This window comes from Kitasatospora sp. NPDC028055 (genome assembly GCF_040637885.1).
GTDB lineage: Bacteria > Actinomycetota > Actinomycetes > Streptomycetales > Streptomycetaceae > Kitasatospora.
In genome coordinates this window covers 1-21309 of sequence record NZ_JBEZXE010000083.1, presented here as the reverse complement: position 1 = coordinate 21309, position 21309 = coordinate 1, and the positions used below count along the sequence as shown (strand labels likewise).

The 21309-nt window shown below is 72.9% G+C and carries 18 protein-coding genes and 6 pseudogenes; 14 read left to right on the top strand and 10 right to left on the bottom strand.

All coding sequences use genetic code 11. The annotated features are described in order from the left end of the window. Both AB0F71_RS38900 and AB0F71_RS38895 read left to right on the top strand, forming a co-directional pair. The coding region (locus tag AB0F71_RS38900; RefSeq protein WP_360245718.1) for an AMP-binding protein at nt 1-1071 on the top strand (1071 nt) is incomplete at its 5' end. 75 nt (nt 1072-1146) lie between these two features. Beyond that, a pseudogene (locus AB0F71_RS38895) lies at nt 1147-1284 on the top strand (IS5/IS1182 family transposase); the annotation flags it as partial. Nucleotides 1285-1297: 13 nt separating this feature from the next. On the opposite strand, the gene AB0F71_RS38890 reads toward AB0F71_RS38895, so the two are convergent. Together AB0F71_RS38890 and AB0F71_RS38885 are read right to left on the bottom strand one after the other, a co-directional pair. Next, a complete protein-coding gene (locus AB0F71_RS38890; RefSeq protein ID WP_360245715.1) occupies nt 1298-1885 on the bottom strand; it encodes a histidine phosphatase family protein in 588 nt (195 codons plus the stop codon). A 244-nt stretch (nt 1886-2129) separates the two neighbouring features. Next, nucleotides 2130-2642, bottom strand: coding sequence for an AAA family ATPase (locus AB0F71_RS38885; RefSeq protein WP_360245724.1), 513 nt, complete (start codon nt 2640-2642; stop codon nt 2130-2132). A gap of 193 nt (nt 2643-2835) precedes the next feature. Here AB0F71_RS38885 and AB0F71_RS38880 point away from each other — a divergent pair, with 193 nt between their 5' ends. Next, the gene (locus AB0F71_RS38880) at nt 2836-3261 is read left to right on the top strand and encodes a hypothetical protein (RefSeq protein ID WP_360245712.1); all 426 of its coding nucleotides are present in this window, start codon (nt 2836-2838) and stop codon (nt 3259-3261) included. A gap of 33 nt (nt 3262-3294) precedes the next feature. On the opposite strand, the gene AB0F71_RS38875 is transcribed toward AB0F71_RS38880, so the two are convergent. From AB0F71_RS38875 to AB0F71_RS38865, 3 genes and pseudogenes are all read right to left on the bottom strand, one after another. Beyond that, nucleotides 3295-3900, bottom strand: a complete 606-nt coding sequence (locus AB0F71_RS38875) for an AAA family ATPase (protein WP_360245709.1) — start codon at nt 3898-3900, stop codon at nt 3295-3297. A gap of 263 nt (nt 3901-4163) precedes the next feature. Further along, a complete protein-coding gene (locus AB0F71_RS38870; protein ID WP_360245706.1) occupies nt 4164-4697 on the bottom strand; it encodes a DUF6328 family protein in 534 nt (177 codons plus the stop codon). Between the two features lie 128 nt (nt 4698-4825). Continuing rightward, nucleotides 4826-5365, bottom strand: a pseudogene (locus AB0F71_RS38865) (MarR family transcriptional regulator); the annotation flags it as partial. A gap of 48 nt (nt 5366-5413) precedes the next feature. On the opposite strand from AB0F71_RS38865, the gene AB0F71_RS38860 reads away from it, so the two are divergent. The 4 genes from AB0F71_RS38860 to AB0F71_RS38845 all read left to right on the top strand — a co-directional run bounded on the left by AB0F71_RS38860 (nt 5414) and on the right by AB0F71_RS38845 (nt 10418). Beyond that, a complete protein-coding gene (locus AB0F71_RS38860; RefSeq protein ID WP_360245703.1) occupies nt 5414-6394 on the top strand; it encodes an EamA family transporter in 981 nt (326 codons plus the stop codon). Nucleotides 6395-6473: 79 nt separating this feature from the next. Beyond that, nucleotides 6474-7034 (top strand): hemerythrin domain-containing protein, encoded by a 561-nt coding sequence (locus tag AB0F71_RS38855; protein ID WP_360245700.1) that lies wholly within the window; start codon nt 6474-6476, stop codon nt 7032-7034. A 355-nt stretch (nt 7035-7389) separates the two neighbouring features. Then, a complete protein-coding gene (gene fusA, locus AB0F71_RS38850; protein WP_360245697.1) occupies nt 7390-9471 on the top strand; it encodes an elongation factor G in 2082 nt (693 codons plus the stop codon). Between the two features lie 161 nt (nt 9472-9632). Then, nucleotides 9633-10418, top strand: coding sequence for a maleylpyruvate isomerase family mycothiol-dependent enzyme (locus AB0F71_RS38845; RefSeq protein ID WP_360245694.1), 786 nt, complete (start codon nt 9633-9635; stop codon nt 10416-10418). 87 nt (nt 10419-10505) lie between these two features. On the opposite strand, the gene AB0F71_RS38840 is transcribed toward AB0F71_RS38845, so the two are convergent. Next, the gene (locus AB0F71_RS38840) at nt 10506-11372 is read right to left on the bottom strand and encodes an NAD(P)-dependent oxidoreductase (protein ID WP_360245691.1); all 867 of its coding nucleotides are present in this window, start codon (nt 11370-11372) and stop codon (nt 10506-10508) included. A 289-nt stretch (nt 11373-11661) separates the two neighbouring features. Between AB0F71_RS38840 and AB0F71_RS38835 the strand changes: the two are divergent. Further along, nucleotides 11662-11790 (top strand): annotated as a pseudogene (locus AB0F71_RS38835) (IS630 family transposase); the annotation flags it as partial. Nucleotides 11791-11798: 8 nt separating this feature from the next. On the opposite strand, the gene AB0F71_RS38830 reads toward AB0F71_RS38835, so the two are convergent. Then, the gene (locus AB0F71_RS38830; protein ID WP_360245688.1) at nt 11799-12476 is read right to left on the bottom strand and encodes a class I SAM-dependent methyltransferase; all 678 of its coding nucleotides are present in this window, start codon (nt 12474-12476) and stop codon (nt 11799-11801) included. A gap of 274 nt (nt 12477-12750) precedes the next feature. Between AB0F71_RS38830 and AB0F71_RS38825 the strand changes: the two genes are divergently transcribed. The 3 genes from AB0F71_RS38825 to AB0F71_RS38815 all read left to right on the top strand — a co-directional run bounded on the left by AB0F71_RS38825 (nt 12751) and on the right by AB0F71_RS38815 (nt 15761). Further along, nucleotides 12751-13575: a helix-turn-helix transcriptional regulator gene (locus AB0F71_RS38825; protein ID WP_360245721.1), complete on the top strand. Its 825-nt coding sequence runs from the start codon at nt 12751-12753 to the stop codon at nt 13573-13575. Between the two features lie 181 nt (nt 13576-13756). Next, entirely contained in the window at nt 13757-14662 is a 906-nt protein-coding gene (locus AB0F71_RS38820) for a neutral zinc metallopeptidase (protein WP_360245685.1), read from the top strand. A gap of 559 nt (nt 14663-15221) precedes the next feature. Beyond that, nucleotides 15222-15761, top strand: a complete 540-nt coding sequence (locus AB0F71_RS38815; protein ID WP_360245682.1) for a hypothetical protein — start codon at nt 15222-15224, stop codon at nt 15759-15761. A gap of 53 nt (nt 15762-15814) precedes the next feature. Here the strand turns inward: AB0F71_RS38815 and AB0F71_RS38810 are convergent. Beyond that, nucleotides 15815-15961 (bottom strand): annotated as a pseudogene (locus tag AB0F71_RS38810) (ATP-binding protein); the annotation flags it as partial. Between the two features lie 552 nt (nt 15962-16513). Between AB0F71_RS38810 and AB0F71_RS38805 the strand changes: the two are divergent. Further along, nucleotides 16514-17674 carry a serine hydrolase domain-containing protein gene (locus AB0F71_RS38805; protein ID WP_360245679.1) on the top strand — a complete coding sequence of 387 codons (1161 nt, stop codon included), beginning with the start codon at nt 16514-16516 and terminating at the stop codon, nt 17672-17674. A gap of 164 nt (nt 17675-17838) precedes the next feature. Next, a pseudogene (locus AB0F71_RS38800) lies at nt 17839-18809 on the top strand (IS5 family transposase). 265 nt (nt 18810-19074) lie between these two features. Here the strand turns inward: AB0F71_RS38800 and AB0F71_RS38795 are convergent. After that, nucleotides 19075-19332 carry a hypothetical protein gene (locus AB0F71_RS38795; protein ID WP_360245676.1) on the bottom strand — a complete coding sequence of 86 codons (258 nt, stop codon included), beginning with the start codon at nt 19330-19332 and terminating at the stop codon, nt 19075-19077. A 268-nt stretch (nt 19333-19600) separates the two neighbouring features. Between AB0F71_RS38795 and AB0F71_RS38790 the strand changes: the two genes are divergently transcribed. Beyond that, nucleotides 19601-20380 (top strand): 2-phosphosulfolactate phosphatase, encoded by a 780-nt coding sequence (locus tag AB0F71_RS38790; RefSeq protein ID WP_360245673.1) that lies wholly within the window; start codon nt 19601-19603, stop codon nt 20378-20380. A gap of 89 nt (nt 20381-20469) precedes the next feature. On the opposite strand, the pseudogene AB0F71_RS38785 reads toward AB0F71_RS38790, so the two are convergent. Continuing rightward, nucleotides 20470-21075, bottom strand: a pseudogene (locus AB0F71_RS38785) (ATP-binding protein); the annotation flags it as partial. Nucleotides 21076-21309 lie beyond the last annotated feature (234 nt).

The following is a 21309-nucleotide window of genomic DNA, read 5'->3' as shown; positions in this document are numbered from 1 at the left end:
GTCCCCCTCGGCCCCGGCGACGACATCGGCATCCGCCACACCGGCGGCACCACCGGCATCCCCAAGGGCATCCTCAGCCTCCACGGCCCCTACCGCAGGGCCTTCGACTTCCCCTTCGCCGACCCCCGCCCCGCCGGCGAGAAACCCCGGCTGCTCGCCGCCACCCCCCTCTCCCACCTGGCCGGCGTCCTCGCCGACCTGACCCTGCACCACGGCGGCTCGGTCGTCCTGCAACGCGCTTTCGACCCCGGCGAGGTCCTCGCCGCGATCGAACGCGAACGCATCACCGACCTGTTCGTCCTGCCCCCGCTGCTGTACCGGCTGCTCGACCACTCGGCCCTGGCCCGCACCGACCTGTCCAGCCTGCGCCGACTCTCCTACGGCGGCTGCGCCGCCTCCCCGGCCCGGATCCGCGAGGCCCTCAAGGCGTTCGGGCCCGTCCTGGTCGGCGGCTACGGCATGTCCGAGGCGCAGAACATCGCCGTCCTGGGCCCGCACGAGCACGACCGCACCGGCCACGGCGGCCAGGTGCCGGTGGGCCGCCCCCTGCCGGGCGTCCAGGTGCAGATCCGCGCCGCCGACGGCACCGTGCTGCCCGCCGGGGAGCAGGGCGAGGTCCACGTCCGCTCCGGGACGCTGATGGCCGGCTACTGGAAGCAGCCCGAGCTCACCGCCAAGGTGCTGCGCGGGGGTTGGCTCGACACCGGCGACATCGGCTACTTCGACGCCGACGGCTACCTCTACCTCGCCGACCGCCTCAAGGACCTCATCATCGTCGTTGGCGGCCACGTCTACCCCACCGAGGTCGAGGAACTCCTCCTCACCCACCCGGCCATCGCCCAGTGCGCCGTCTACGGCGTCCGCGACGCCCAGCAGGCCGAACACGTCCACGCCGCCGTCGTCCCCACCCCCGGCCGACAGCCCGACCTCGACGACGTCCGCGCCTTCGTCACCGCCAACAAGGGCCGCCTCTACGCCCCCGAGGCCCTCCACCTGGTCGACGCCATCCCGCTCACCGCCGTCGGCAAGCCCGACAAGAAACGCCTGCGCGAGGACGCCGCATCCCGCTGACACCACCCGCTCTGCCCCGCCCGGCCGTCGGACGGTTCGCCTACCGTACGAGCCGTCCGGGCAGGCGGGCGGGCGATCGAGAGGACCGTGGCCTGGCTCAACGGCTTGCGCCGCCTTCACCGCCGCTATGAGTACCAGGCCGACCACTTCGCCGCGTTCGCCGGCATTGCCGCAGCTCTCATCGGCTGTCGCCGTCTCGCACGGCAGGCGTGACGTCGGCATGACGCTACGGGACGTTCCAGGCGGAGATGACCGGCTGCCCGTGCTCAATGGCCAGGAAACTCAGAGAGCCCGGGTGCGGGTGGCCGAGCAGCCGGGCGGCGGACGCATCGAGCCCGAGCCAGCGCACGGTGATCACTCGCGCCAGATGGCCATGAGCGACCACGGCGACATCGCCCCCGCTCAGCAACGGTCGAATCCGGTCCAGCACCGCATCCGTTCGCGCGGCCACCTGCTGGAGCTGCTCGCCAGGGTGGGAGGCATCCCCGGGAATGACGCCGTCCCGCCACAGGTCCCATCCCGGCCTGGACTCCTGGATCTGCTCGGCGGTCAGGCCCTCGTAGCCGCCGTAGTCCCACTCCACCAGATCCGGATCAGGCCTGACATCAGCCAGGCCCGCAAGCTCCGCCGTCCGCATCGCGCGGCCCAGTGGGCTGCTGAACACCGCGATCAGGCGGCGTCGGGCCAGCCTCGGCGCAAGCGCCCTGGCGGCGGCCTCACCCGCATCGGTCAGCGCGACGTCGGTGCGGCCGGCGTGCTGGCCCGACAGGCTCCATTCGGTCTGGCCGTGCCGGACAACTATCAACTCTCCCATGGCCGTGCACCATAACTGACGGCCTGTCGGCCTGCTCCGGAGGCCGGTTCCTGAGGAGCACGATCCGGAATGGGCGGAGCCTGACGTGGCCGGAACCCGTCCCCGCCAACCAACCAAATGAGATGTCCTCAGCTACGGGGCGGTGAACCCCAACGGCGAATGCGGACTCAACCCCCAGGCCCGCACCCGCCCCAGCGGCTGGCCGCAGCCTCCGTACGGGAAGCAGGACGGGGGCACCGGGCGCTCAGGGGCGGGCGAAGGCGGTGATGTCCGCGAGTGGCGGGTGGTAGCCGTCGGTGGTGTCCACGTGCAGCTGTGGCACGGGGAGGGAGAGCGGGGTGAAGTCGTCGATCAGGTTGCCCGGGCCGGGTGGGGTGGCGAGCAGGGCGTGGTCGGCGTGGGCGGCGCGGTGGCCGCCGGCGGCCAGGCGTTCGGCGATGCGGCGCCGGGCCAGGGCGGGGGCGACCCGGCAGTGCACGACGCGCAGGTCGGTGCGGGCGGCGAGCGGGGTCAGGCCCGGGCGCCACAGGTGGTCCTGGTAGGCGGCCTCGGCGACCACGCTGATCCCGGCGTCCACCAGCACGCCCAGCACGCCGAAGAACGCGTCGCGCACCGCCAGATCGGGTGTGGGCGTACGGGTGCCCGCGTGCACGAGGCCCTCCTTGAGCTCGTCGCGTACGACCGCCGGGCAGCCCAGGGCGTGGGCCAGGGAGTGCGCCAGCGTCGTCTTTCCGCTGCCCGGCCCGCCGCTCACCACGACCAGCAACTCCCGCCTCCCGTCCAGCCGGCCCGCTCGTCAATTCGGTAAGTCCGCATGTCCGTAAGTCCGTTGGGACTCTGTGCCCGAAACCTCCACCGTCCCGGGCTCGTTGGAACCGGTGGACGAACCGACCGGCCCGGGCGGCGTCTCGACGGCGCGCGCGGGCCCGTACACGACGGAGGGGACCATCATGACCCAGGCAGGAGACGCAGTGCGCGGCGGCAGCCCGGACTCGGCGGTCGACCGGGTGGCCGACTTCTACGGCGCCTACATCGACGCCGTCTCCGACGGCACCGACAACCTGTCGGAAGAACTGCGCGCCCACTACCTCACCGAGGACCTCCGCCAGCGCCTGGCGGCCTGGGAGGAGGCCAACCAAGCCGACGGCGTGCTGCGCGCCCAGGACGTGCCCACGGCCTGGGAGGTGCGCTACCACGACTCGGGTGCCGGGCACCTCTTCACCACCGTCACGCTCACCTGGGGCACCGGCCCCGACGCCGGGCACACCCGGCTGGCGGTGCAGAGCGATCTGAGCACCAAGCTGATCTCGGACATCGAGGACGCCCCCGCCGGAGGCCAGCGGGAGGCGGCGGGGCGGCCCGCCGCCCAGGCCTGAGCCCGCCCGGACGGGCTGAGGTCCCGGCGGCGGTCAGGCCAGGGCGGCGGTCAGCCGCGCGGGCAGGGTGTCGTAGGGGCGGCAGTCGACCACCGGCAGGCCCGCGGCGCGGGCCCGGTCGGCGAGCCAGTGGGAATAGCGGGCGCTGACGTGGGCGCGGGCGTCCTGGGGGCCGGCGTCGGGTTCGCGGTCGGCGTAGTTGGCGGTGATGCGCCGCGGGTCGCCCTCGTGGAGGAAGACGGCGCGCAGGCGTCGGCCGAGGACGGCGGCCTCGGCGCCGGCGCGTACGGCGGCCGCGGGGGTGAGGTAGTCGCCCTCGACGACGGCCGGCACGTCCACGCTCAGGCGGTTGCGCACGACGCCGAGCAGGGCCTCGTCCAGGGCGTGGGCGGTGGCGATCTGCAGGTCCAGGACCCGGTCGGCGCCCAGCTCCTGCTCGGGGTCCCGGTAGGGGGCGAAGTGGTGCAGTCCCGGGTGGGTGGCCGGGGTGGTGGCGGCCTGCAGGGCGGCGACGACGTCGTCGAACTCGACCGTGAACGCGCCGTGGTCGGCGGCCAGGCGCTCGGCGGCGCGGCTCTTGCCGAGGCCGGAGGCGCCGCCGATCAGCAGGACGTCCCAGGAACGGTGGTCGGTGTGCATACCGTCACATTAGAGGAGACCGGTAATCGGTTTCGGGCGCCGGTGGGCTCTGTGGGGTGGGGAAGGCGGGGCGCGCGGTGAGCGGCGCCCCGCGGCCAGGCCCCCGGCGTCCGGAAGCCGGCCCACGGTCTGGTCCCGGTGCCGCCGCCCGCCCGCCCGGATCCGTTACGGGAGCGCGGGCGGCGGCCAACGGGGTCGGCGGCCGACGGGAGGCCCGACGGCCACCGGGGCCGGGGCGGCCCGGGTGAGGCCGTCGGGGCCCCTCAGGGCCGCTCGCGGCTGGTGGCGCGGCGCAACGCCCAGGGCAGGGCGAACCAGAGGGTGGCGAAGATCAGCGCGATGACGGCGGAAATGGCCACGGCCGGCGCGGGGCCGAGGACGACGTCCAGGACCAGCAGCACGGCGCCGGTCAGGGCGCTGGCGAGCAGCAGCAGGCCGTACTGGGCGATGCGGGCGGAGACGTCGACGATGCGGGCCTTGCCGGGGTGGCGGTAGAGGCCGCGGTGCAGGGCGACGGGGGTGGCCAGGGTGGCGGCGGCGACGACGGTCAGCAGCAGGGTGGTGACGTAGATGTCCTGCTGGGCGTCGGAGAGTTCGGCGAAGCGCGGGGTGAAGGCGACGCCGAGCAGGAACGCGAAGACGATCTGGACGCCGGTCTGCAACACCCGCAGTTCCTGGAGCAGTTCGACCAGGCGGCGGTCCGCCCGCACGGCCGGGTTCTCCCAGCCCGGCGGCGGTGAGGACTCGTCGGGGCGGTCGGGGTCGGGGTCGGAGCCGGGCGGGGGAGGGGTGCTCATGCGTCACATTCTGCGCGGTCAGGGCCCGTGCCGGGGCCGTTGCCGGTGGCGGGGCCTTTGCCGGTGGCGGTACTGGCGGCGGTGGGAGTGGCCGTGGCGCGGCCCGGCTCCCCGGGGCCCGGCGTCCCGGGGGCGTCCAGGCGCCGGTGCCAGGCAGTGAGCAGGGCCTGGAGGGCGGCGGCCTCCTCGGGGGCGAGGTGGGCGAGCAGGCGGTGCTCGTTGCGCAGATGGGCGGTGAACGCCTCGTCGATCAGGCGCACCCCGGCGTCGGTGAGGGCGACCACGCGCCCGCGCCGGTCGTCCTCGGCGGGGCGGCGGGTGACCAGGCCGGCGCGTTCCAGGCGGTCGATCCGCTTGGTCATCGCGCCGGTGGTGACCATGGTGTGGGCGGCGAGCTCGCCGGGGGCGCGTTCGTAGGGGGCGCCGGCGCGGCGCAGCGCGGCGAGCACGTCGAACTCGCCCTCGCTGAGGCCGTAGCGCTGGTAGACGAGGGTGAGTTCGGCGGTGAGGCGGTCGGCGAGGCGGTGCAGGCGCCCGATCACGGCCAGCGGGGAGACGTCCAGGTCGGGGCGTTCGCGGTGCCACTCGGCCTGGATGAGGGCGACGTGGTCGGCGGGGGCGGCGTCCGGCCGGTGAGCGTGCTGCTGGTGGTGGTCCGTGGGGTCCATGGGCCCCATTCTAGCCTGGTAGCTTCCAGGGAAGCTATATTGTCTTCCATGGAAGCCAATGCCCGGTGGGTCCTGCTGACCGCCCTCGCCCCCCTCGCCTGGGGCGCCAACTACTGGGTCACCCACGCCTACCTGCCCGCCGACCACCCCCTGTGGGGCGCCGCCCTGCGTGCCCTGCCCGCCGGACTGCTGCTGCTCGCCCTCGCCCGCCGCCGCCCCCACGGCCCCTGGTGGTGGCGCAGCGCCCTGCTCGGCCTGCTCAACACCGCCGTCTTCTTCGTCCTGCTCTACCTCGCCTCCCAGCTGCTGCCCACCAGCACCGCAGCGACCGTCATGGCCGCCTCCCCGCTGGCCATGCTGCTCACCGCCTGGGTGCTGGCCGGCCAGCACCCGCACCGCGCCCACCTGGCCGGGGCGGTGATCGGCCTGGGCGGAGTGGCGCTCACCGTCCTCGGCGGCGCCGGGGTTCCCGACGGGAGGGGGCTGGCGGCCTCGGCGGGCGCGATGCTGGTCTCCTCCGTCGGGTACGTCCTGGCCGCCCGCTGGCGCGAGGGCGCCGACCCGCTGGCCGCCACCGCCTGGCAGCTGACCGCCGGGGGCCTGCTGCTGCTCCCGCCGGCCGTCCTCGCCGAGGGCGCCCCGCCGCCGCTTGCGGGCCGTACTTTGCTGGCCTTCGGCTACGTCACCCTGGTGGCCACGGCGCTGGCCTTCGCCTGCTGGTTCGCGGGGCTGCGGCACCTGCCGGCCGGTACCGTCGGCCTGCTCGGGCTGCTCAACCCGCTGGCCGGGGTGCTGCTGGGCACCGCGCTGGACGGCGATGCGCTGGGGCCGCGCCAGGGGGCGGGGCTGGTGCTGGTGGCCGCCGGGATCGTGCTCGGGCGCCCCCGCGCCCGCGCGGCCGTACCGGACGTGGCCGCGCCTGCCGACCCCGCCGCGGTTGCCGCGCCTGGCACCCCCGCCGCGGCGGGCGGCAGTGCCGACCCCACGGCACCGGCGGAGACGGGCTTGCCGCGGCGCCGTGGCACGTGATCGGATGGCGGGCAGCATCGCGTGTCGGTGGCGGACCGCGCCAGGCATGGAGGTGCGCGACCGAAGGGACCGCCCGCTCGTGGCCTCCCCGTACCCGCACGGCCGAACGGCCGCTCTCAGTCTCCAACTCTCCCAGGCGCACAACGAATTGCGCCGCCGCCTGGTCAACCTCCGCGCGGGCCTGGGCCGCCGGACCCTGCCCGACGACTCCCTGGGCGCCCACTGCCTCGCCTTCTGTTCGGTCCTGACCAACCATCACCAGGGCGAGGACCAGGGCTTGTTCACGGCCCTGGTGCGCGAGCGGCCGGACCTCGCGCCCACTGTCGCCAAGCTCGTCGAGGACCACGGGTTCATCACCCACATCCTCGCCCGGGTCCGCGACCTCGCCGAACAGGCCGTCCGGGCCGCGGACGGGCCCGGCGCGGGGGCCGGCGCACAGCCCGGCGTACAGCCCGGCGCACAGCCCGGCGCGCGGCGGGCCGCGGACCTGGAGGCCATCGGACGCGAACTCGACGGCCTGGCCGCCATCATGGAGTCCCACTTCGCCTACGAGGAACGCGCCATCGGCGCCGCCCTGGACGCCGGAGTCGCCGGCCGCGAGAACTGGTCGGAGGCGGTCCTGCGCTTCCGAGCACCGTAAAACCCCTCGCCGACGCGAGCCCGTCCTCCCTAGACTCGCCCCGCGGCCGCGCCCTGAGTGCGCGGTCGACCATGACGACGACGGCAAGCGGAGAGGGGGCAGGGCGGCCATGCCGAAGCACAGCGCCGCCGCCCCCTCTCCCGCCTCGCGGTACGAGGTGATCCTGGTGTCCCCGTCCTTCCGGTGCCCGCTGCGCGGCCGGCACCGGAACAGTGCCGCCACCGTCTGAACCAGCCCTGCGCGAACTCCGTAAGGGCCTACTCCCGTCAGTGATCTGACGGAGTATCAGAAACCGTCGGCAGTACTGTGCCAATCGCGCGTCCCCCCGTAGCACCGCCTCGAAAGGCACCGGGCCATGCGCACCGACACCACCACCAGCACCACTGTCACCACCACCACGGCTGCCGCGATCGCGGCCGTCCGCAACCTCGGCATCCTCGCCCATGTCGATGCAGGCAAGACCACTCTCACCGAGCGGATCCTCTACCTCACCGGCACCACCCACAAGCGCGGCGAGGTCCACAACGGCACCACCGTCACCGACTTTGACCCCCAGGAACGCGACCGTGGCATCACCATCTTCGCCGCCGCCGTCAGCTGCACCTGGGCCGGGCACCGGATCAATCTCATCGACACCCCCGGCCACGTCGACTTCGCCGACGAGGTCGAACGCAGCCTGCGCGTCCTGGACGGCGCCGTCGCGGTCTTCGACGCCGTCGCCGGTGTCGAGCCGCAGAGCGAGTCGGTGTGGCGCCAGGCCGAGCGCCACGGCGTGCCCCGGATCGCCTTCGTCAACAAGCTCGACCGCGCCGGAGCCGACCTCGACGCCGCCGTCGCCTCCATCCGCGAACGCCTGCACCCCCACCCGCTCGCCGTCCACCTGCCCATCGGCACGGAAGACGCCTTCACCGGCCTCGTCGACCTCGTCCGCCTTCGCGCCCTCACCTGGGACGCGGACGGAACCCTCGCCGAGGGCCCCGTCCCCGACCACCTCGCGGCCGAAACCGCCGCCCGCCGCCGCACCCTGGAGGAAGCCGTGGCCGAACTCGACCCCCGGGCCCTGGAGGAGTTCTGCACCGAGGGCGCCCTCGGCACCGACACCCTCACCACCGCCCTGCGCGACCTCACCCGCACTGGGGAGGCCGTGGTCGTCCTGGCCGGCTCCGCCTACCGCAACCGCGGCATCGAACCCCTTCTGGACGCCGCCCTCGCCTACCTCCCCTCACCCCTGGACACCCCACCCGTGCGGGCCGCCGACGGCGACCAGCAGCGCCACCCCGACCCCGGGCAGCCCCTCACCGCCCTGGCGTTCAAGGTCACCACCGCCCCCACCGGCCGCCTCACCTACCTGCGCCTGTACGCCGGCACCCTGCGCAAGGGCGACACCCTGCTCGACGCCGCCACGGGCCGCACCGAGCGCATCGCCCGCATCCTGCGGGTCCAGGCCGACCGCCACACCGAGACCGACCACGCCCTGGCCGGCGACATCGTCGCCGTCATCGGCCCCAAGAACGCCCGCGTCGGCGCCACCCTGTGCGACCCCGACCACCCGATCCTCCTGGAGGCACCCGTGAGCGCCGAACCCGTCGTCACCGTCGCCGTCGAGGCCCGCCGCACCGGCGACACCGACAAGCTCACCGCAGCCCTGGCCCGCCTCACCGACGAGGACCCCTCGCTGCGCCTGGCCACCGACCCCGAAAGCGGCCAGCGCACCCTGTCCGGCCTGGGCGAACTGCACCTGGAGGTCGCCGTGGAGAAGGTACGCCGGGACGCCGGGGTGGAGGCCGTCGTCGGCCGCCCCCGCGTCGCGCTGCGCGAGGCCCTGCTCGAAGGCGTCACCGGTTTCACCCACCGGCACGCCAAACAGGACGGCGGCTCCGGCCAGTTCGCCCACGTCGTCCTGGACGTGGCCCCCGCCGACGGCGCCTTCACGTTCACCTCCACCGTCACCGGCGGCCGCGTGCCGCGCGAGTACGTGCAGGCCGTGGAGGCCGGCTGCCGTGACGCCCTCGCCGAGGGCCCGCTCGGCGGCCACCCCGTCACCGGCCTCGCCGTCACCCTCACTGACGGCCTCACCCACCCCAAGGACTCCTCCGAACTCGCCTTCCGTACCGCCGCACGTCAGGGCCTGCGCGAGGCCCTGCGCGCATCCCGCCTCCAGCTGCTCGAACCCCTCGCGCAGGTGAGCGTCACCGTGCCCGAGGACGCGCTCGGCGCCGTCCTGGGGGACCTTGCCGCCCGCCGTGCCAGCGTTCAGGGCACCCGGCCCGGCCCGGGCGCCACTGCCGAGGTCAGCGCCCTCGTGCCGTTGGCCGAACTCTTCGGCTACGCGGGCCGCCTGCGCGGGCGCACGCAGGGGCGCGGCACCTTCACCACCCGGCCGGCCGGCTACGCCCCGGCTCCCGCGGCCCCCGCGGCCGGCCGGGCGGCCCGCTGAGGTGCGGCCCGGCCCTCCCCTCCCGGGGGAGGGCCGGGCCTCCGGCCTGCCTGCCCTGCCCGCTTCGCCCGCTTTGCCTGTCCGTCCGCTTGCCTGTCGGCTTGCCCGTCCGGCCGTCAAAATCGCTGGCCCGTGCCCCGGGGCGGTGATAGACATCCGGGGTGCAAACGACCTTGGACCTCCCCGACCTGCTGCGTCTGATCGACGAGCGCTCCGGCGCCTTCCGCGCCGCGATCGCCGCCGCCCCCGACCTCGACGCCACCGTCCCCAGCTGCCCCGAGTGGACGCTCTTCGACCTGGCGCAGCACCTGGGCGGCGGGGACCGCTTCTGGGCCGCGATCGTCGCCGCCGGCCCCGCCGACGCGCCGCCCGCCGAGGCGGTCGCCGCGCGCGCCGCCCTCACCCCGCCCCGCGAACGTGAGGCCCTGGTGGCCTGGCTGGCCGCCTCGACGCGGCACCTGCTGGACGCCCTGAGCGCCGCCGGCGCCGAGGCCGGCTGCTGGACGTGGTGGGGCAACTCGCAGTCCCCGCAGACCGCCGGGGCCGTCGCCCGCCACCGGGTCCAGGAGACCGCGGTGCACACCTACGACGCCCAACTCGCCATGGGGGCGCCCGAACTGCTTCCCCAGGAGGTCGCCCTCGACGGCGCCGAGGAGTTCCTGCTCTCCTGCTGCGCCACGACCTTCCCCTGGCCGCACACCGACGCGGTCGTCGACTACCACGCCACCGAGGGCCACTCCTGGCGCCTGCACCTGGACGCCGACGGAGCCCGGGCCGAGACCCTGGCCGAAGACGCCGCCGCCGTCACCGTCGCGCACGCGTCCGCGCGCGGCGGCGCCTCCGAGATCGTCCTCTTCTACTACGGCCGCCTCACGATGGAGGACCTGGCCATCGACGGCGACCCCAAGATCTTCCAGCAGCTCATCGACTGGAAGCCGGGCGCGTAACCGCTGTTCGGCCCGGGCCGGAGGCGCCCGCGCCGCGGGTGGCCGGGCGGGCGCGCCCGCGCCGGGGTCGGCCGGCCGAGGGCGCGGTTACAGCGCCCCGGCCTGCGCCGCCGCCCACGCGGACGGGAACAGCGGACGCCACCCCAGGTCCCGGCGGGCAGCCGCGGTCGACACCTGCCCCTCCCACGGGTCGAACTCCGCCTCCGGGGCCGACGTGCCCGGGTGGGTACGGCTGTTGAGGACGTGCAGGTCCCAGGCGGTCAGCGGCGCGTCGTCCGACACGTTGTAGGTGCGGCCCTCGATCCCCGGGGTCACCACCGCCCGCCACAGCGCCTGCGCCACGTCCGCGTGGTGCACCACCGCCAGCCGCTGGTGGGCCGGCCAGGACGCGGCCCAGTGCAGCGACTGCGCCAGGTGCGGATCGCCCTCCCCGTAGACGAACGCCAACCGGGCCACCACCAGCGGCAGTTCGCCGCCCAGCTCGCGCAGTCCCGCCTCGGCCTGCGCCTTGGACTGCGCGTAAACGCCCCACGCCGGATCGGGCGCGAGCCGGTCCTCCTCGACGGCCGGGCGGCCCAGCCCCCGCCCGTACACCAGGTTGGTGCTGGTGTGCACGAACCGGGCCACCCCCGCCTTCGCGGCCTCCCGGCCCAGCGCGATCGCCGCGTCCCGGTTCACCGCCCACGCCTGCTCGTCCGGCACCCCGCGCAGCGCGGCCGCCACGTTCAGCACCACGTCGGCGCCTGCCAACGCCCGCGCCCGGTCGGCGGGTTCGCACACGTCCCCGACCACCGTCTCCACCCCGTCCAGCCCCAGGCCCAGCGCCTGCGCCTTGGCCGCGTCCCGCACCAGCACCCGCACCGAACCGCCCTCGGCCCCGGCCCACCGCGCCAGGCGCGGCACCAGGCGCCGCCCCACCGAACCGGTCGCCCCCGTCACCAGGATCTTCGTCATGCTTGCTTCCCCTCACAGGAGTTGTGCTCTCCGACATCCACCAGCCTGCCCGCCGGCCCCCGCCGCCGACAGAGACCCGCCGATCCAGGGACTCCCGATCCCTGGCTGAGCGCCCGCACCAGGGATCACGGACCTCGTACGGCCGGTAATCGAGCTGCCGCGGCCGGGGTTGCCGCGTACCCTGCACGGCTGTGGACATGGAACGCAGTGCTCGCCGGCTTCGGCTGGTCGGCGAGACGGTAGAGATCGCGAAGGGCAGATGATGCCGGTTCGGGTGCCGGGCCGGTTTGTCGACGGCACTGTCCACGCGGGCCACAGGGAACAGGACAGCCTGATCCGTCGCTACACCAGCCGGCGGAACAAGCACGCCGCCGATGAACGCCTACGCGCGGCCGTCGACAGGGCGAACGTTGCCTGATGCGGCCCCTAGACGGCGCGCAGCAGGAGGCGGCCGTGGCGGAAGCGTTCGCCTTCGGTGGGTTCGCGCAGCAGGCGGGCGCTCTCGGTGAGGCCGGCCTCCCGCGCCAGGTCGGTGAGGTGGTCGATGGGCCAGCGGTAGGCGGTGGTCACCTTGTGGTCGAAGGCCGTCACCGGGGCGCCCTCGGACTCGAAGAAGCCGAGCAGCGCGTACCCGCCCGGCGCCAGGACGCGGCGGAACTCCGCGAGGTAGGAGGGCAGTTGCTGGGGCGGGGTGTGGATCAGCGAGTACCAGGACACCACGCCGGCCAGTTCCCCGTCACCCGCCTCCAGCGCGCCCATCGAGCCGACCTCGAAGCGCAGCCCGGGGTAGCTGCGGCGGGCGATGGCGACGAGGGCGGGGGAGAGGTCGACGCCGAACGCGTCCAGGCCCTGCTCCCGCAGCGCCGCCGTCAGGTAGCCCGGCCCGCAGCCGAGGTCCGCGACCACCGGCGCGGGCGCCGGGGCGCGGCCGGGGTTTGAGACGGGGGCGCCCTCGCGCACCAGGTCGGCGAAGGCGGCGACGAAGGAGCGGTCCAGCGGCTGGCGGGCCAGACCGTCCTTGACGTGGTCGGCGTAGCGCTCGGCCAGGGCGTCGTAGGCGTCGGCGGTCGTGCTCAGGTACGACGAGCACGACGGGGATGACACGGATGACAGGGATGACAGGGATTCGGTCACGGGGACGACCCTAGCGCCTGTCGAAAAGGGGTGCTCAGACCCTGATTGCCTTGGCCCTCTTCACCGGATCCGCCAGCCACCTGACGCCGCCACACCCCCGGTCCTCTCGGATCCCCCTGGTCCCCTCGGATCCCTCCGGGCCCGCGGCCCGCCGGGTTCCAGCGGACCACCGACAGCGGCCCGTAACCCGGGACCGGTACTCCCTGGCTACCGCCCCCCGGCGCCCGTCATGCTGGACCTCATGATCGACCGCCCTGCCCTCGCCGACTTCCTCAGCCGCTCCCGCGCCCGCCTGACCCCCGCCGACGTCGGCCTGCCGCCCGGGGCCCGGCGCCGCACCCCCGGGCTGCGCCGGGAGGAGGTGGCGCAGCTGGCCGGCCTGTCGGTGGACTACTACGCCCGCCTGGAGCAGCGCCGCGGCCCGCAGCCCTCGCCGCAGCTGCTGGCTGCGCTGGCCCGGGCGCTGCGCCTGAGCGAGGACGAGCGCGACCACCTGTTCCATCTGGTCGGCCACGAGCCGCCGCGCCGGCACGCGCTGCTCGCGCATGTGCGCCCCGGGCTGCTGCTGATCCTGGACCGTCTGCACGACACGCCCGCCCAGGTGGTCTCCGACCTGGGGGACGTGCTGGCGCAGAACGCGATGGCCGCCGCGGTGTTCGGGGACGCCACCGCGTCGGGGCGGCGCAACCTGCTTCTGCGCTGGTTCACCGACCCGGCCGCTCGCGCGCTGTTCCCGCCCGAGGACCACGAGGAACTGGCCCGCGCCCACGTGGCGGGCCTGCGCGCCGCGCACGCGGCCCGCCCGGGCGATCGGCGGGTGGCCGAGCTGCTCGCCGAACTCCTCGCCACCGGGGAGGAGTTCGCCGCGTACTGGCAGCGCCACGAGGTGGCACTGCGGCGCAGCGGTCGCAAGCGGGTGCGCCACCCGGTGGTGGGGGAGCTGGACCTGGAGTGCGAGGTGCTGGCCGCCGGCGGGCAGGACCAGCTGCTGCTGGTGCACACCGCCGCAGCGGGTAGTGAGAGCGCCTCCCGGCTGGAACTGCTGCGTGTGGTCGGCGCCGCCGTGTGACGTCCCTCGCGTGGCCGAGAAGGCTGCCGTCCGTCGGGGCCCGCTGCCCGTAGGCTGAGCGGGCCGCACGGGGCGCAGAACGTCACCAACGCGACACACCGACACACCGACGTACCGACACACCGACGTATCGGCACGGCGGCATACCGACAGATCGACAGAAGCGGGCAGGCAGGGGCACATGCAGTTCGACGACGACGGCGACCTCGACACCTCACAGGTGGACGACCGGCGCGGCATCCCGGGCGGGAAGGTCGCCATCGGCGGCGGGGCGGTGGGCCTGATCGCGGTGCTGTTCGCGGTCATCCTCGGGGTCGACCCCCAACTGCTGGGCCTGTCCGACGGCGGCGGCAGCAGCTCCTCCTCCACCACCGGGGTGCGCACCGACAGCGAGGTGCGCCAGTCCTGCAAGAAGGGCGTGGACGCCAACAAGCGCCAGGACTGCCGGATCACCGCCGTCACCAACAGCCTCCAGGAGTTCTGGAGCGCCGAGCTGCCGCGCCGTACCAAGGTCGCCTACAAACCGGCCCAGACGGTGCTGTTCACCAACCGGGTCTCCACCGCCTGCGGCCCGGCGACCTCCGCAGTCGGCCCGTTCTACTGCCCCGGCGACCAGATGGCCTACTTCGACCTCGGTTTCTTCGACGAACTGTCCACCCGCTTCGGCGCCAAGGGCGGCCCGTTCGCCGAGTCCTACGTCGTCGCCCACGAGTACGGCCACCACCTGCAGAACCTGCTGGGCACCATGCAGAAGGTCGGCGGCGACCGCCAGGGCGCCGACAGCGCCTCGGTTCGCCTGGAACTCCAGGCCGACTGCTACGCCGGAGTGTGGGCGCACCACGCCACCACCACCCCGCAGCCCTCCACCGGCCGCCCGCTGATCTCGGTCCTCACCGACCAGGACATCGCCCAGGGCCTGGACGCGGCGGCGGCCGTCGGTGACGACCGGATCCAGAAGCAGGCCACCGGCAGGATCAACCCGGAGGCGTGGACCCACGGCTCCTCCGCCCAGCGCAAGGCCTGGTTCACCACCGGCTACCGCAGCGGCGACCTGACCCAGTGCGACACCTTCTCCGGCAAGATCTGACGCACCGCCGCCACTTGACCACCCCCCGTTCGGCGAGCTCCTCCTCGGGGAGCTATTCGCGAATGCCGTCCAGCACTCCGGTACGCCCGACGACCGGTTGATCGAGATCCGCCTCGCCGTCAGCGGCGACCTTTCCGACCCGGGGTGCGTGATGCGGGGGTCGGGCGACCCTGTGTCCGGTCCGCCACGCCGGGCGAGGGGTGCGGGCGTGGGTTGTTCGTGGTCAACGGGTCGGCCAGGTGGTGGGGTTGCTGCCCTTTCTTTCCCGGGCGTGCTCTCGGTCGGGGCCTTCGTGGTTGGCGCTCTGCTCCCGCGCGCCGCTGGCTGCCGGGCGGGCGGTGGGTGTGACCTTGGACGTTCTGGCTTCGTTCACCTCTAGGGACAGCGATTGTTCGCGAGTTCGGGCAGTGGTTGGTGATCACTGGGCGGGCGGATGTTCACGAGTTTTGACAGCGGTGCCGCCGTGAGGAGCTGCCGCAGAGGCTGATTCTTGATCGTCTCGGCAGGCCGTGGCGTGGCATTCTGTGCGAGCTGCCTTGGCTGTTCGAGGGGGGAACGCATGAGCTATGACCTGGAGTGGGTGGAGCTGCCCGAAGCTGTGGCGGAAGCGCGGAATCAGTGGGAGTCCTGCATCGATCGTGGTCTGCGATGTGACCACGTCCCGCGATGCTCGGAGTCGTACTTCTCGCTCGCGGGGCCGTTCCAGTTCCATCTGAACGTCGCCGGGATGGCGGTTTGCCGGGACGGGCTGCGTCGTTCCGGCATGACCTATCAGGCAGAGCACCAGCTCTTCCCCGCCTGGCCGTTCAAGGACATCGAGGACTGGCAGTCGGCTGACCGGGCCCGCAGGGATGCGTTCGACGTGGCCGAGCGGGCCGACTCCGCCCAGACTGTCCCGGGGAAGGTTGGGATTCCGGAGGTCAAGCTGCTGAGCAATGGCCCGTGGCTGGTCGGCGCCGAAGAGATCGCGCAGGCTCTGGACCTCTATGAGGAGGCATCGGCTGCCGTGCGTTCCGAGCTGGAGACCGATGGTCTGTGGCGGGACTGGCTCGGGTGGCTGCGCGAGACGGCTGTCCATGGAGGCTTCACGGTCAGCTGAGGATGCCAGCGGTGTGCGGCCCGCTCCTGTGGGTTAGCGGCCCGCAGGGCAGGTCAGCTGGCAGCGGCGTTCTCGGCGCGGGCTCGGGTGGTGGCGAGTCGGTAGGAGTCGGTGCCGGTCTCGATGATGGTGCCGCTGAAGGTGAGGCGGTCGACGATGGCTGCGCAGAGGCGGGGGTCGGTGAAGGTCTTGGTCCACCCATCTGGGCCTGGCACTTGTTCGCTGGCTCGGGTTCCTGCTGCCACCTGGCCGTATCTCCCTCCTGGTGTCCTCCTTGAATCTCAGTAGCCGTTGCTCTATCGATCTTGGCGATCGTGAGTTCGAGTCTGCCGACTCGCTCGGGTGATCTTCTGGTCAGCCCGACATGAAAGTGGGGCCTCCCGCACAGCTCGTGGGTGTCGAATCTAGCCGAGCAACAGGAGGCCCCTGGTGCCGCAGGCTTCCGTCTCCGTGGCGTTGCCTTCCAACTCCGCATCCCTGTCGTGTGATTGCCTCGCTCACCGGCGCGGGAACGCCGGGGACCGGCCGCACAGGCGTCCGAGGTACCCCTCGGACATGACCGACGCGGAGTGGGCAGTGGTCCGCATACGCCGCCAGGAGGAGGGGCCGGGAGGACGGGGGATCTACGTCCCTGGCGCCCCGTCGTCCTCGACGGCGATGACTGCCCTCTCGACCGCGTGATGTCGTGGAAACGGCGCCGGGAGACCCTGGCGCGCATCCCGCATCGCATGTACCAGCAGAGGTGACATTCCGTGAACTCTCAAACGACACGACGGTTCTGCTCGTCGCGCCGCACGGCGACGACCGTCGCCATCGCCGTGGCCGCCAACGCCCTCGCGGTCGGCGCGCTCGCCCCGTCCGCCGTCGCCGCCCCGGGGGCCGCCAAGCCGGACGCCGTCCAGCAGCGCCTGAACGCGCTGGTCGACCCTGACCGCGTGCCCGGCGCGCTGGCCGCCGTCCGTGACGGGGCCGGTCGCATCCGTACCTACACCGCGGGGGTCGGGGACCGGGACACCGGTGCGAAGCTGCCCAGGGACGGCCAGGTGCGGATCGGCAGCGTCACCAAGACGTTCACCGCGGTGGTTGTGCTGCAACTGGTCGGTGAGGGCGAGATAGGCCTCGACGACCCGGTCGAGAAGTACCTGCCCGGTCTCGTGCGCGGGAAGGGCATCGACGGGCGCGACATCACGGTGCGTCAACTCCTGCAGCACACCGCCGGACTCCCCGAGTACGAGCCGGACGTCACCGAGTCCATCCTCCGGGGCCGCTACGTCTCGCCCCGCGACGCCCTGGACATCGCGCTCCGGCACGAAGCGGCCTTCCGTCCGGGCACGGCCTGGGGGTACAGCAGCACGAACTACTTGGTGGCCGGCCTGGTCGTGGAGAAGGTCACCGGCCGTCCCCTCGCCGAGACTGTCGACAGGCGCGTCATCCAGCCCATCGGGCTGCGCCACACCTACTTTCCCGCCCCTGGCGAGACCACCTTCCGGGAGCGCCACCCCCGGGGCTACCGCACGGACGGCCCGGGCGGATCGCTGCGTGACGTCACCGAGATCGACCCCTCCGCGGCCTGGGCGGGCGGCGCGATGGTGTCCACCGACTCCGACCTCGCCACGTTCTTCTCCGAGCTCATGCGCGGCCACCGCCTCCTCGATGACCCCCAGCTCCAGCAGATGCGCGCCACCGTCGATACGGGGCACCCCGGCTTCCGCATCGGACTGGGGATCGTGCCGGCGACGCTGTCCTGCGGCACGACCGTGTGGTTCCACAACGGCGGCATCCCGGGCTACGGCACCTGGAGTGCCGCCACCGAGGACGGACGCGCCGCCAGCGTCACGCTGACCGTCGAGCCGACCGGCGCCAGCGACCTGGCTCCCGCCCTCGGCGCCGTCGACGCGGCCCTGTGCCCCTGAGAAGCCGTTGCCGTAACGATTTTGATGGACGCGGGTTCGACTGGTGTGGCTCGGTCGGGTGATCTCGCTGCTTACCGGGCATGAGAAGCCGTTGCCGTACCGATCATGGTGAGCATCGGTTCGAATGCGGCGACCCGGTCGGGTGATCTCCAACTGGTGCGCGCATGAAGGCAGGGCCTCCTGTTCAGTTCGAGGTTGTCGACGCCCGAAGCACCACAGGATGCCCTGTGCCGCAGTCTGTCGCTGTCATGCCGGTTGAGTCCAACTCGGCTGCCCGATCGTGTGATTGCCTCGCTCACCGCTTCGGGAACGCGGGCGACCGTCCAGACCGTGTGCGCCGCTACGAATCGGACATGACGGACACGGAGTGGGACGTTGTGCGGGACGCGATGCCCGTGCCGCCGTGGCTGGAAGGACGGGGCGGGCAGCCGGAGGGTTACTGCCACCGGCAGCTGCTGGACGCGGTCCGCTACCTGGTCGACAACGGGATCAAGTGGCGGGCGATGCCGGCTGACTTCCCTGCCTGGGACCGCGTTTACGCCTTCGTGCGGCGGTGGCGGGCGCGGAGCCTGCTGGCCGAGTTGCACGACCGGCTGCGGGGCCTGGTGCGCGAGGACACCGGCCGGGACCCGGAGCCGACCGCGGCGGTGATCGACGCACAGTCGCTGCGGTCGGCGGCCACGGTCCCGGCGTCCTCACGCGGGTACGACGGGGCGAAGAAGGTGCCGGGGCGCAAGCGTCACATCGTGGTCGACTGCCTCGGACTGCTGCTGGCCGTGCTGGTCACCGCCGCGAACGTGACGGACCGGGACGCCGCGATGCCCTGCTAGAGCATGTGCGGGCCCGTTACCGGAAGATCGTCCTGCTCTGGGCCGACGGTGGCTACGCGGGCCGCTTGGTCACCTGGGCGAATCAGGCACTGCGACTGACCCTTGAGATCGCCAGGCGAAGCGACGACGCGTCCGGCTTCGTGGTGCTGCCGAGGCGCTGGGTGGTCGAACGCACGCTGAGCTGGCTGATGCGCTCGCGGCGCCTGGTGCGTGACTACGAGACGCTGCCCGCCGTCCACGAGCAGATGGTGCTCTGGTCGATGACGATGCTCATGACGAGGCGCCTGGCCCGGCGGCGAGCGTGAACCTGCCCGGGGACGGCTCGACGGCCCAGCCTCGGTCCGCCAGCCGCTTCATCTTCGACCGCACGCCCTCCACGCTCGCCGGGGCCGGGGCCAACCCCAGGACGGCGGCAACTTCCTGACAGGTCATCACCCTGTCTCCATCCGCCCTGCGTTCGGCCAGAACAGAAAGGATGCGCTGGTAGTCCACAGCCAGCACGTCTGCCACCAACGCGGGCCGCCACACCGGGACGATCGAGCCCGCACGAGCCGCCCTCGGCGGGCGGACCTAGGCCGGCGTGTCCGGAACGGGTTCCGGCTCCGACGCGGAGGGCTCTTCAGGTTCCGGGCCGGCCGCACCGGCATCCCGGGGATGCGGTGCGGACAGGACCTCGCCGACCCGCTGGCGGGCGATCAGCCACTCCTGCCAATCCGTCTCCGCCTCCGCGAGTTCAGCGAGCACCCGGTCCGCCGCCTCCCGCAGCCCCTCGACGCGCTCTCGCGCAGCCAGTTCCCGCTCCTCCAGCAGACCCACGACCGACGCCATCCCGGCACCTCCACCGACGAGAAAACCCGATGCCCCGAGCCTGCCTCGCCCATGTCGAAGTCATGCCTGAGCTGCGGAAACACGCCGATCTAGTTCGGTACGACAACGGCTTCTCATGGCAGCACTCGTCTTTTCCAGGTGGTGCCATGACGGTTCAGGCGCGAGGAAGGTGTGCCGGTGGGTGAGGCGAGACTGCAGGTCATCGCGGGCGGTGCAGGCCCGTAAACAAGCCACCCCAGTGATCCAATCGATGAAATACTCGGTGATCATGAGTGACTGGTTCCTGCAGCAAGAGCACGGCGTCCGATTCGATTGGGGCCCCACCGGTGCCCAGCAACTGGCCGAGAACGCCGCCTGCCTGGTAGTGGTCGACGTGCTGTCGTTCACGACATCGGTAACCGTCGCCGTCGAGGCAGGGACCCAGGTCTTTCCCTATGCCTGGCGCGATGAGACGGCGTCCGCCTTTGCCCGGGCGAGGACGGCGGTGCTGGCCGTTGGGCGGCGAGCCGCCACCTCGACCTCGCCGTGGTCCCTGTCGCCGGCGGCACTGCGGCAAGCCCCGTTCACCCCCCGACTCGTGCTGCCCTCACCCAACGGATCCGCCATCGCCGCGGCGGCAGGCGATTCCACGGTGGTGGCGGGCTGTCTGCGTAATGCCACAGCTGTTGGACGATGGCTGGCCCGGCACGGCTATGGGACTGCGGAACGTCCTGTGGTGGTGATCGCTTCTGGTGAGCGGTGGCCGGACGGAAGCCTGCGGCCTGCGCTGGAGGACCTGCTGGGCGCCGGGGCGATCATCGCCGAACTGGCCTCGCAAGGCGTGGGCCCGCTGTCCCCTGAGGCAGCCGCCGCCAGGGCCTGCTTCACGCAGACTTCCGATGTCGGCGCCGCCGTGGCGGCCTGTTCCTCAGGCATCGAACTGATCCGGAGCGGGTTCGCCGACGACGTGGCCGTCGCCACTGAACTCGACGCGAGTACGGTCGTGCCCGTCCTCACCGACGGAGCCTTCAGCCACCGCGCCGATGCCGCGCCGCAGCCGAAGCTGTGACGTTTCGGCGCTGCCTGGCACGGGTTCCGCCGGAACATGTGCACTTTGCCGAAGGACTCGTTGGAGGCGATGGCGACGCTGTTCTTCTACTCGCGTTCGGTGAGGACTTGGAAGAGCAGTTCGGCGCCGTGGCGGTCGAGTTCCATGTAGCCGAGTTCGTCGATGCAGAGCAGGTCGACGCGGCCGTAGCGGGCGATGGTCGTGTTGAGCTGCTTCTCGTCGGCGGCCTCGACCAGTTCGTTCACGGGGTTGGTGGCGAGGGTGCAGCGGACCCTGTAGCCCTGCAATGGCGGCCTCGGTGCCCAGGGCGATCAGCAGGTGGGGCTTGCCGGTGCCGGAGTTTCCGATCAGGCAGAGCGGCCGGCTCTTCTCGATCCACTCGCAGCCGGCGAGGGTGTGGATCGTCGCGGGGTCGATGTTGGGGTTGGCGTCGAAGTCGAAGGCCCGCAGGGACTTGTCCTCGGGAAACCGGCGGCCTTGATTCGCCGCTCGGAGCGGCGTCGGGCTTGGTCGTCGGACTCGGCCATCAGCAGTTCGGCGAGGAAGCCGCGGTAGGTCATCTGGTCCTTGACCGCGCCGGCGGCGATGTCGGCGAACTCCGCGCGGATGGTCGGCAGCCTCAGCAGGCGGCAGGCGGAGTCGACGGCCGCGTCGGCGGCCTGCTCGGTCAGTCCGCGCCGGCGGGGCAGGGTCACTGGGCTTCTCCCTCACGGTGGGCGGTGCCGGCGCTGGCGCGGCGGCCTGGGAGTAACTGGTCGTAGTGGGCCACCGAGGGCGGCGGCCTGGTGCCCGGCGGCAGATGGGCGAGTCAGTCGTGTAACAGGAAGTCGGCCGGGCGACTCTGCTGGCGAAGTCGGTTGGGGTGGTTGTGGGACAGTAAGTGCCTGTTGATTTGGGTGGGTTGGCTGACTGTGGGGGTGGGTCGTGCT

Coding starts and splice junctions, on each gene's coding strand:
- AB0F71_RS38890 (WP_360245715.1), bottom strand. CDS start 1,885: ATGGGAGAGTTGATAGTTGTCCGGCACGGCCAGACCGAATGGAGCCTG.
- AB0F71_RS38880 (WP_360245712.1), top strand. CDS start 2,836: ATGACCCAGGCAGGAGACGCAGTGCGCGGCGGCAGCCCGGACTCGGCG.
- AB0F71_RS38875 (WP_360245709.1), bottom strand. CDS start 3,900: ATGCACACCGACCACCGTTCCTGGGACGTCCTGCTGATCGGCGGCGCC.
- AB0F71_RS38870 (WP_360245706.1), bottom strand. CDS start 4,697: ATGAGCACCCCTCCCCCGCCCGGCTCCGACCCCGACCCCGACCGCCCC.
- AB0F71_RS38860 (WP_360245703.1), top strand. CDS start 5,414: ATGGAAGCCAATGCCCGGTGGGTCCTGCTGACCGCCCTCGCCCCCCTC.
- fusA (WP_360245697.1), top strand. CDS start 7,390: ATGCGCACCGACACCACCACCAGCACCACTGTCACCACCACCACGGCT.
- AB0F71_RS38840 (WP_360245691.1), bottom strand. CDS start 11,372: ATGACGAAGATCCTGGTGACGGGGGCGACCGGTTCGGTGGGGCGGCGC.
- AB0F71_RS38820 (WP_360245685.1), top strand. CDS start 13,757: ATGCAGTTCGACGACGACGGCGACCTCGACACCTCACAGGTGGACGAC.
- AB0F71_RS38815 (WP_360245682.1), top strand. CDS start 15,222: ATGAGCTATGACCTGGAGTGGGTGGAGCTGCCCGAAGCTGTGGCGGAA.
- AB0F71_RS38795 (WP_360245676.1), bottom strand. CDS start 19,332: ATGGCGTCGGTCGTGGGTCTGCTGGAGGAGCGGGAACTGGCTGCGCGA.
- AB0F71_RS38790 (WP_360245673.1), top strand. CDS start 19,601: ATGAGTGACTGGTTCCTGCAGCAAGAGCACGGCGTCCGATTCGATTGG.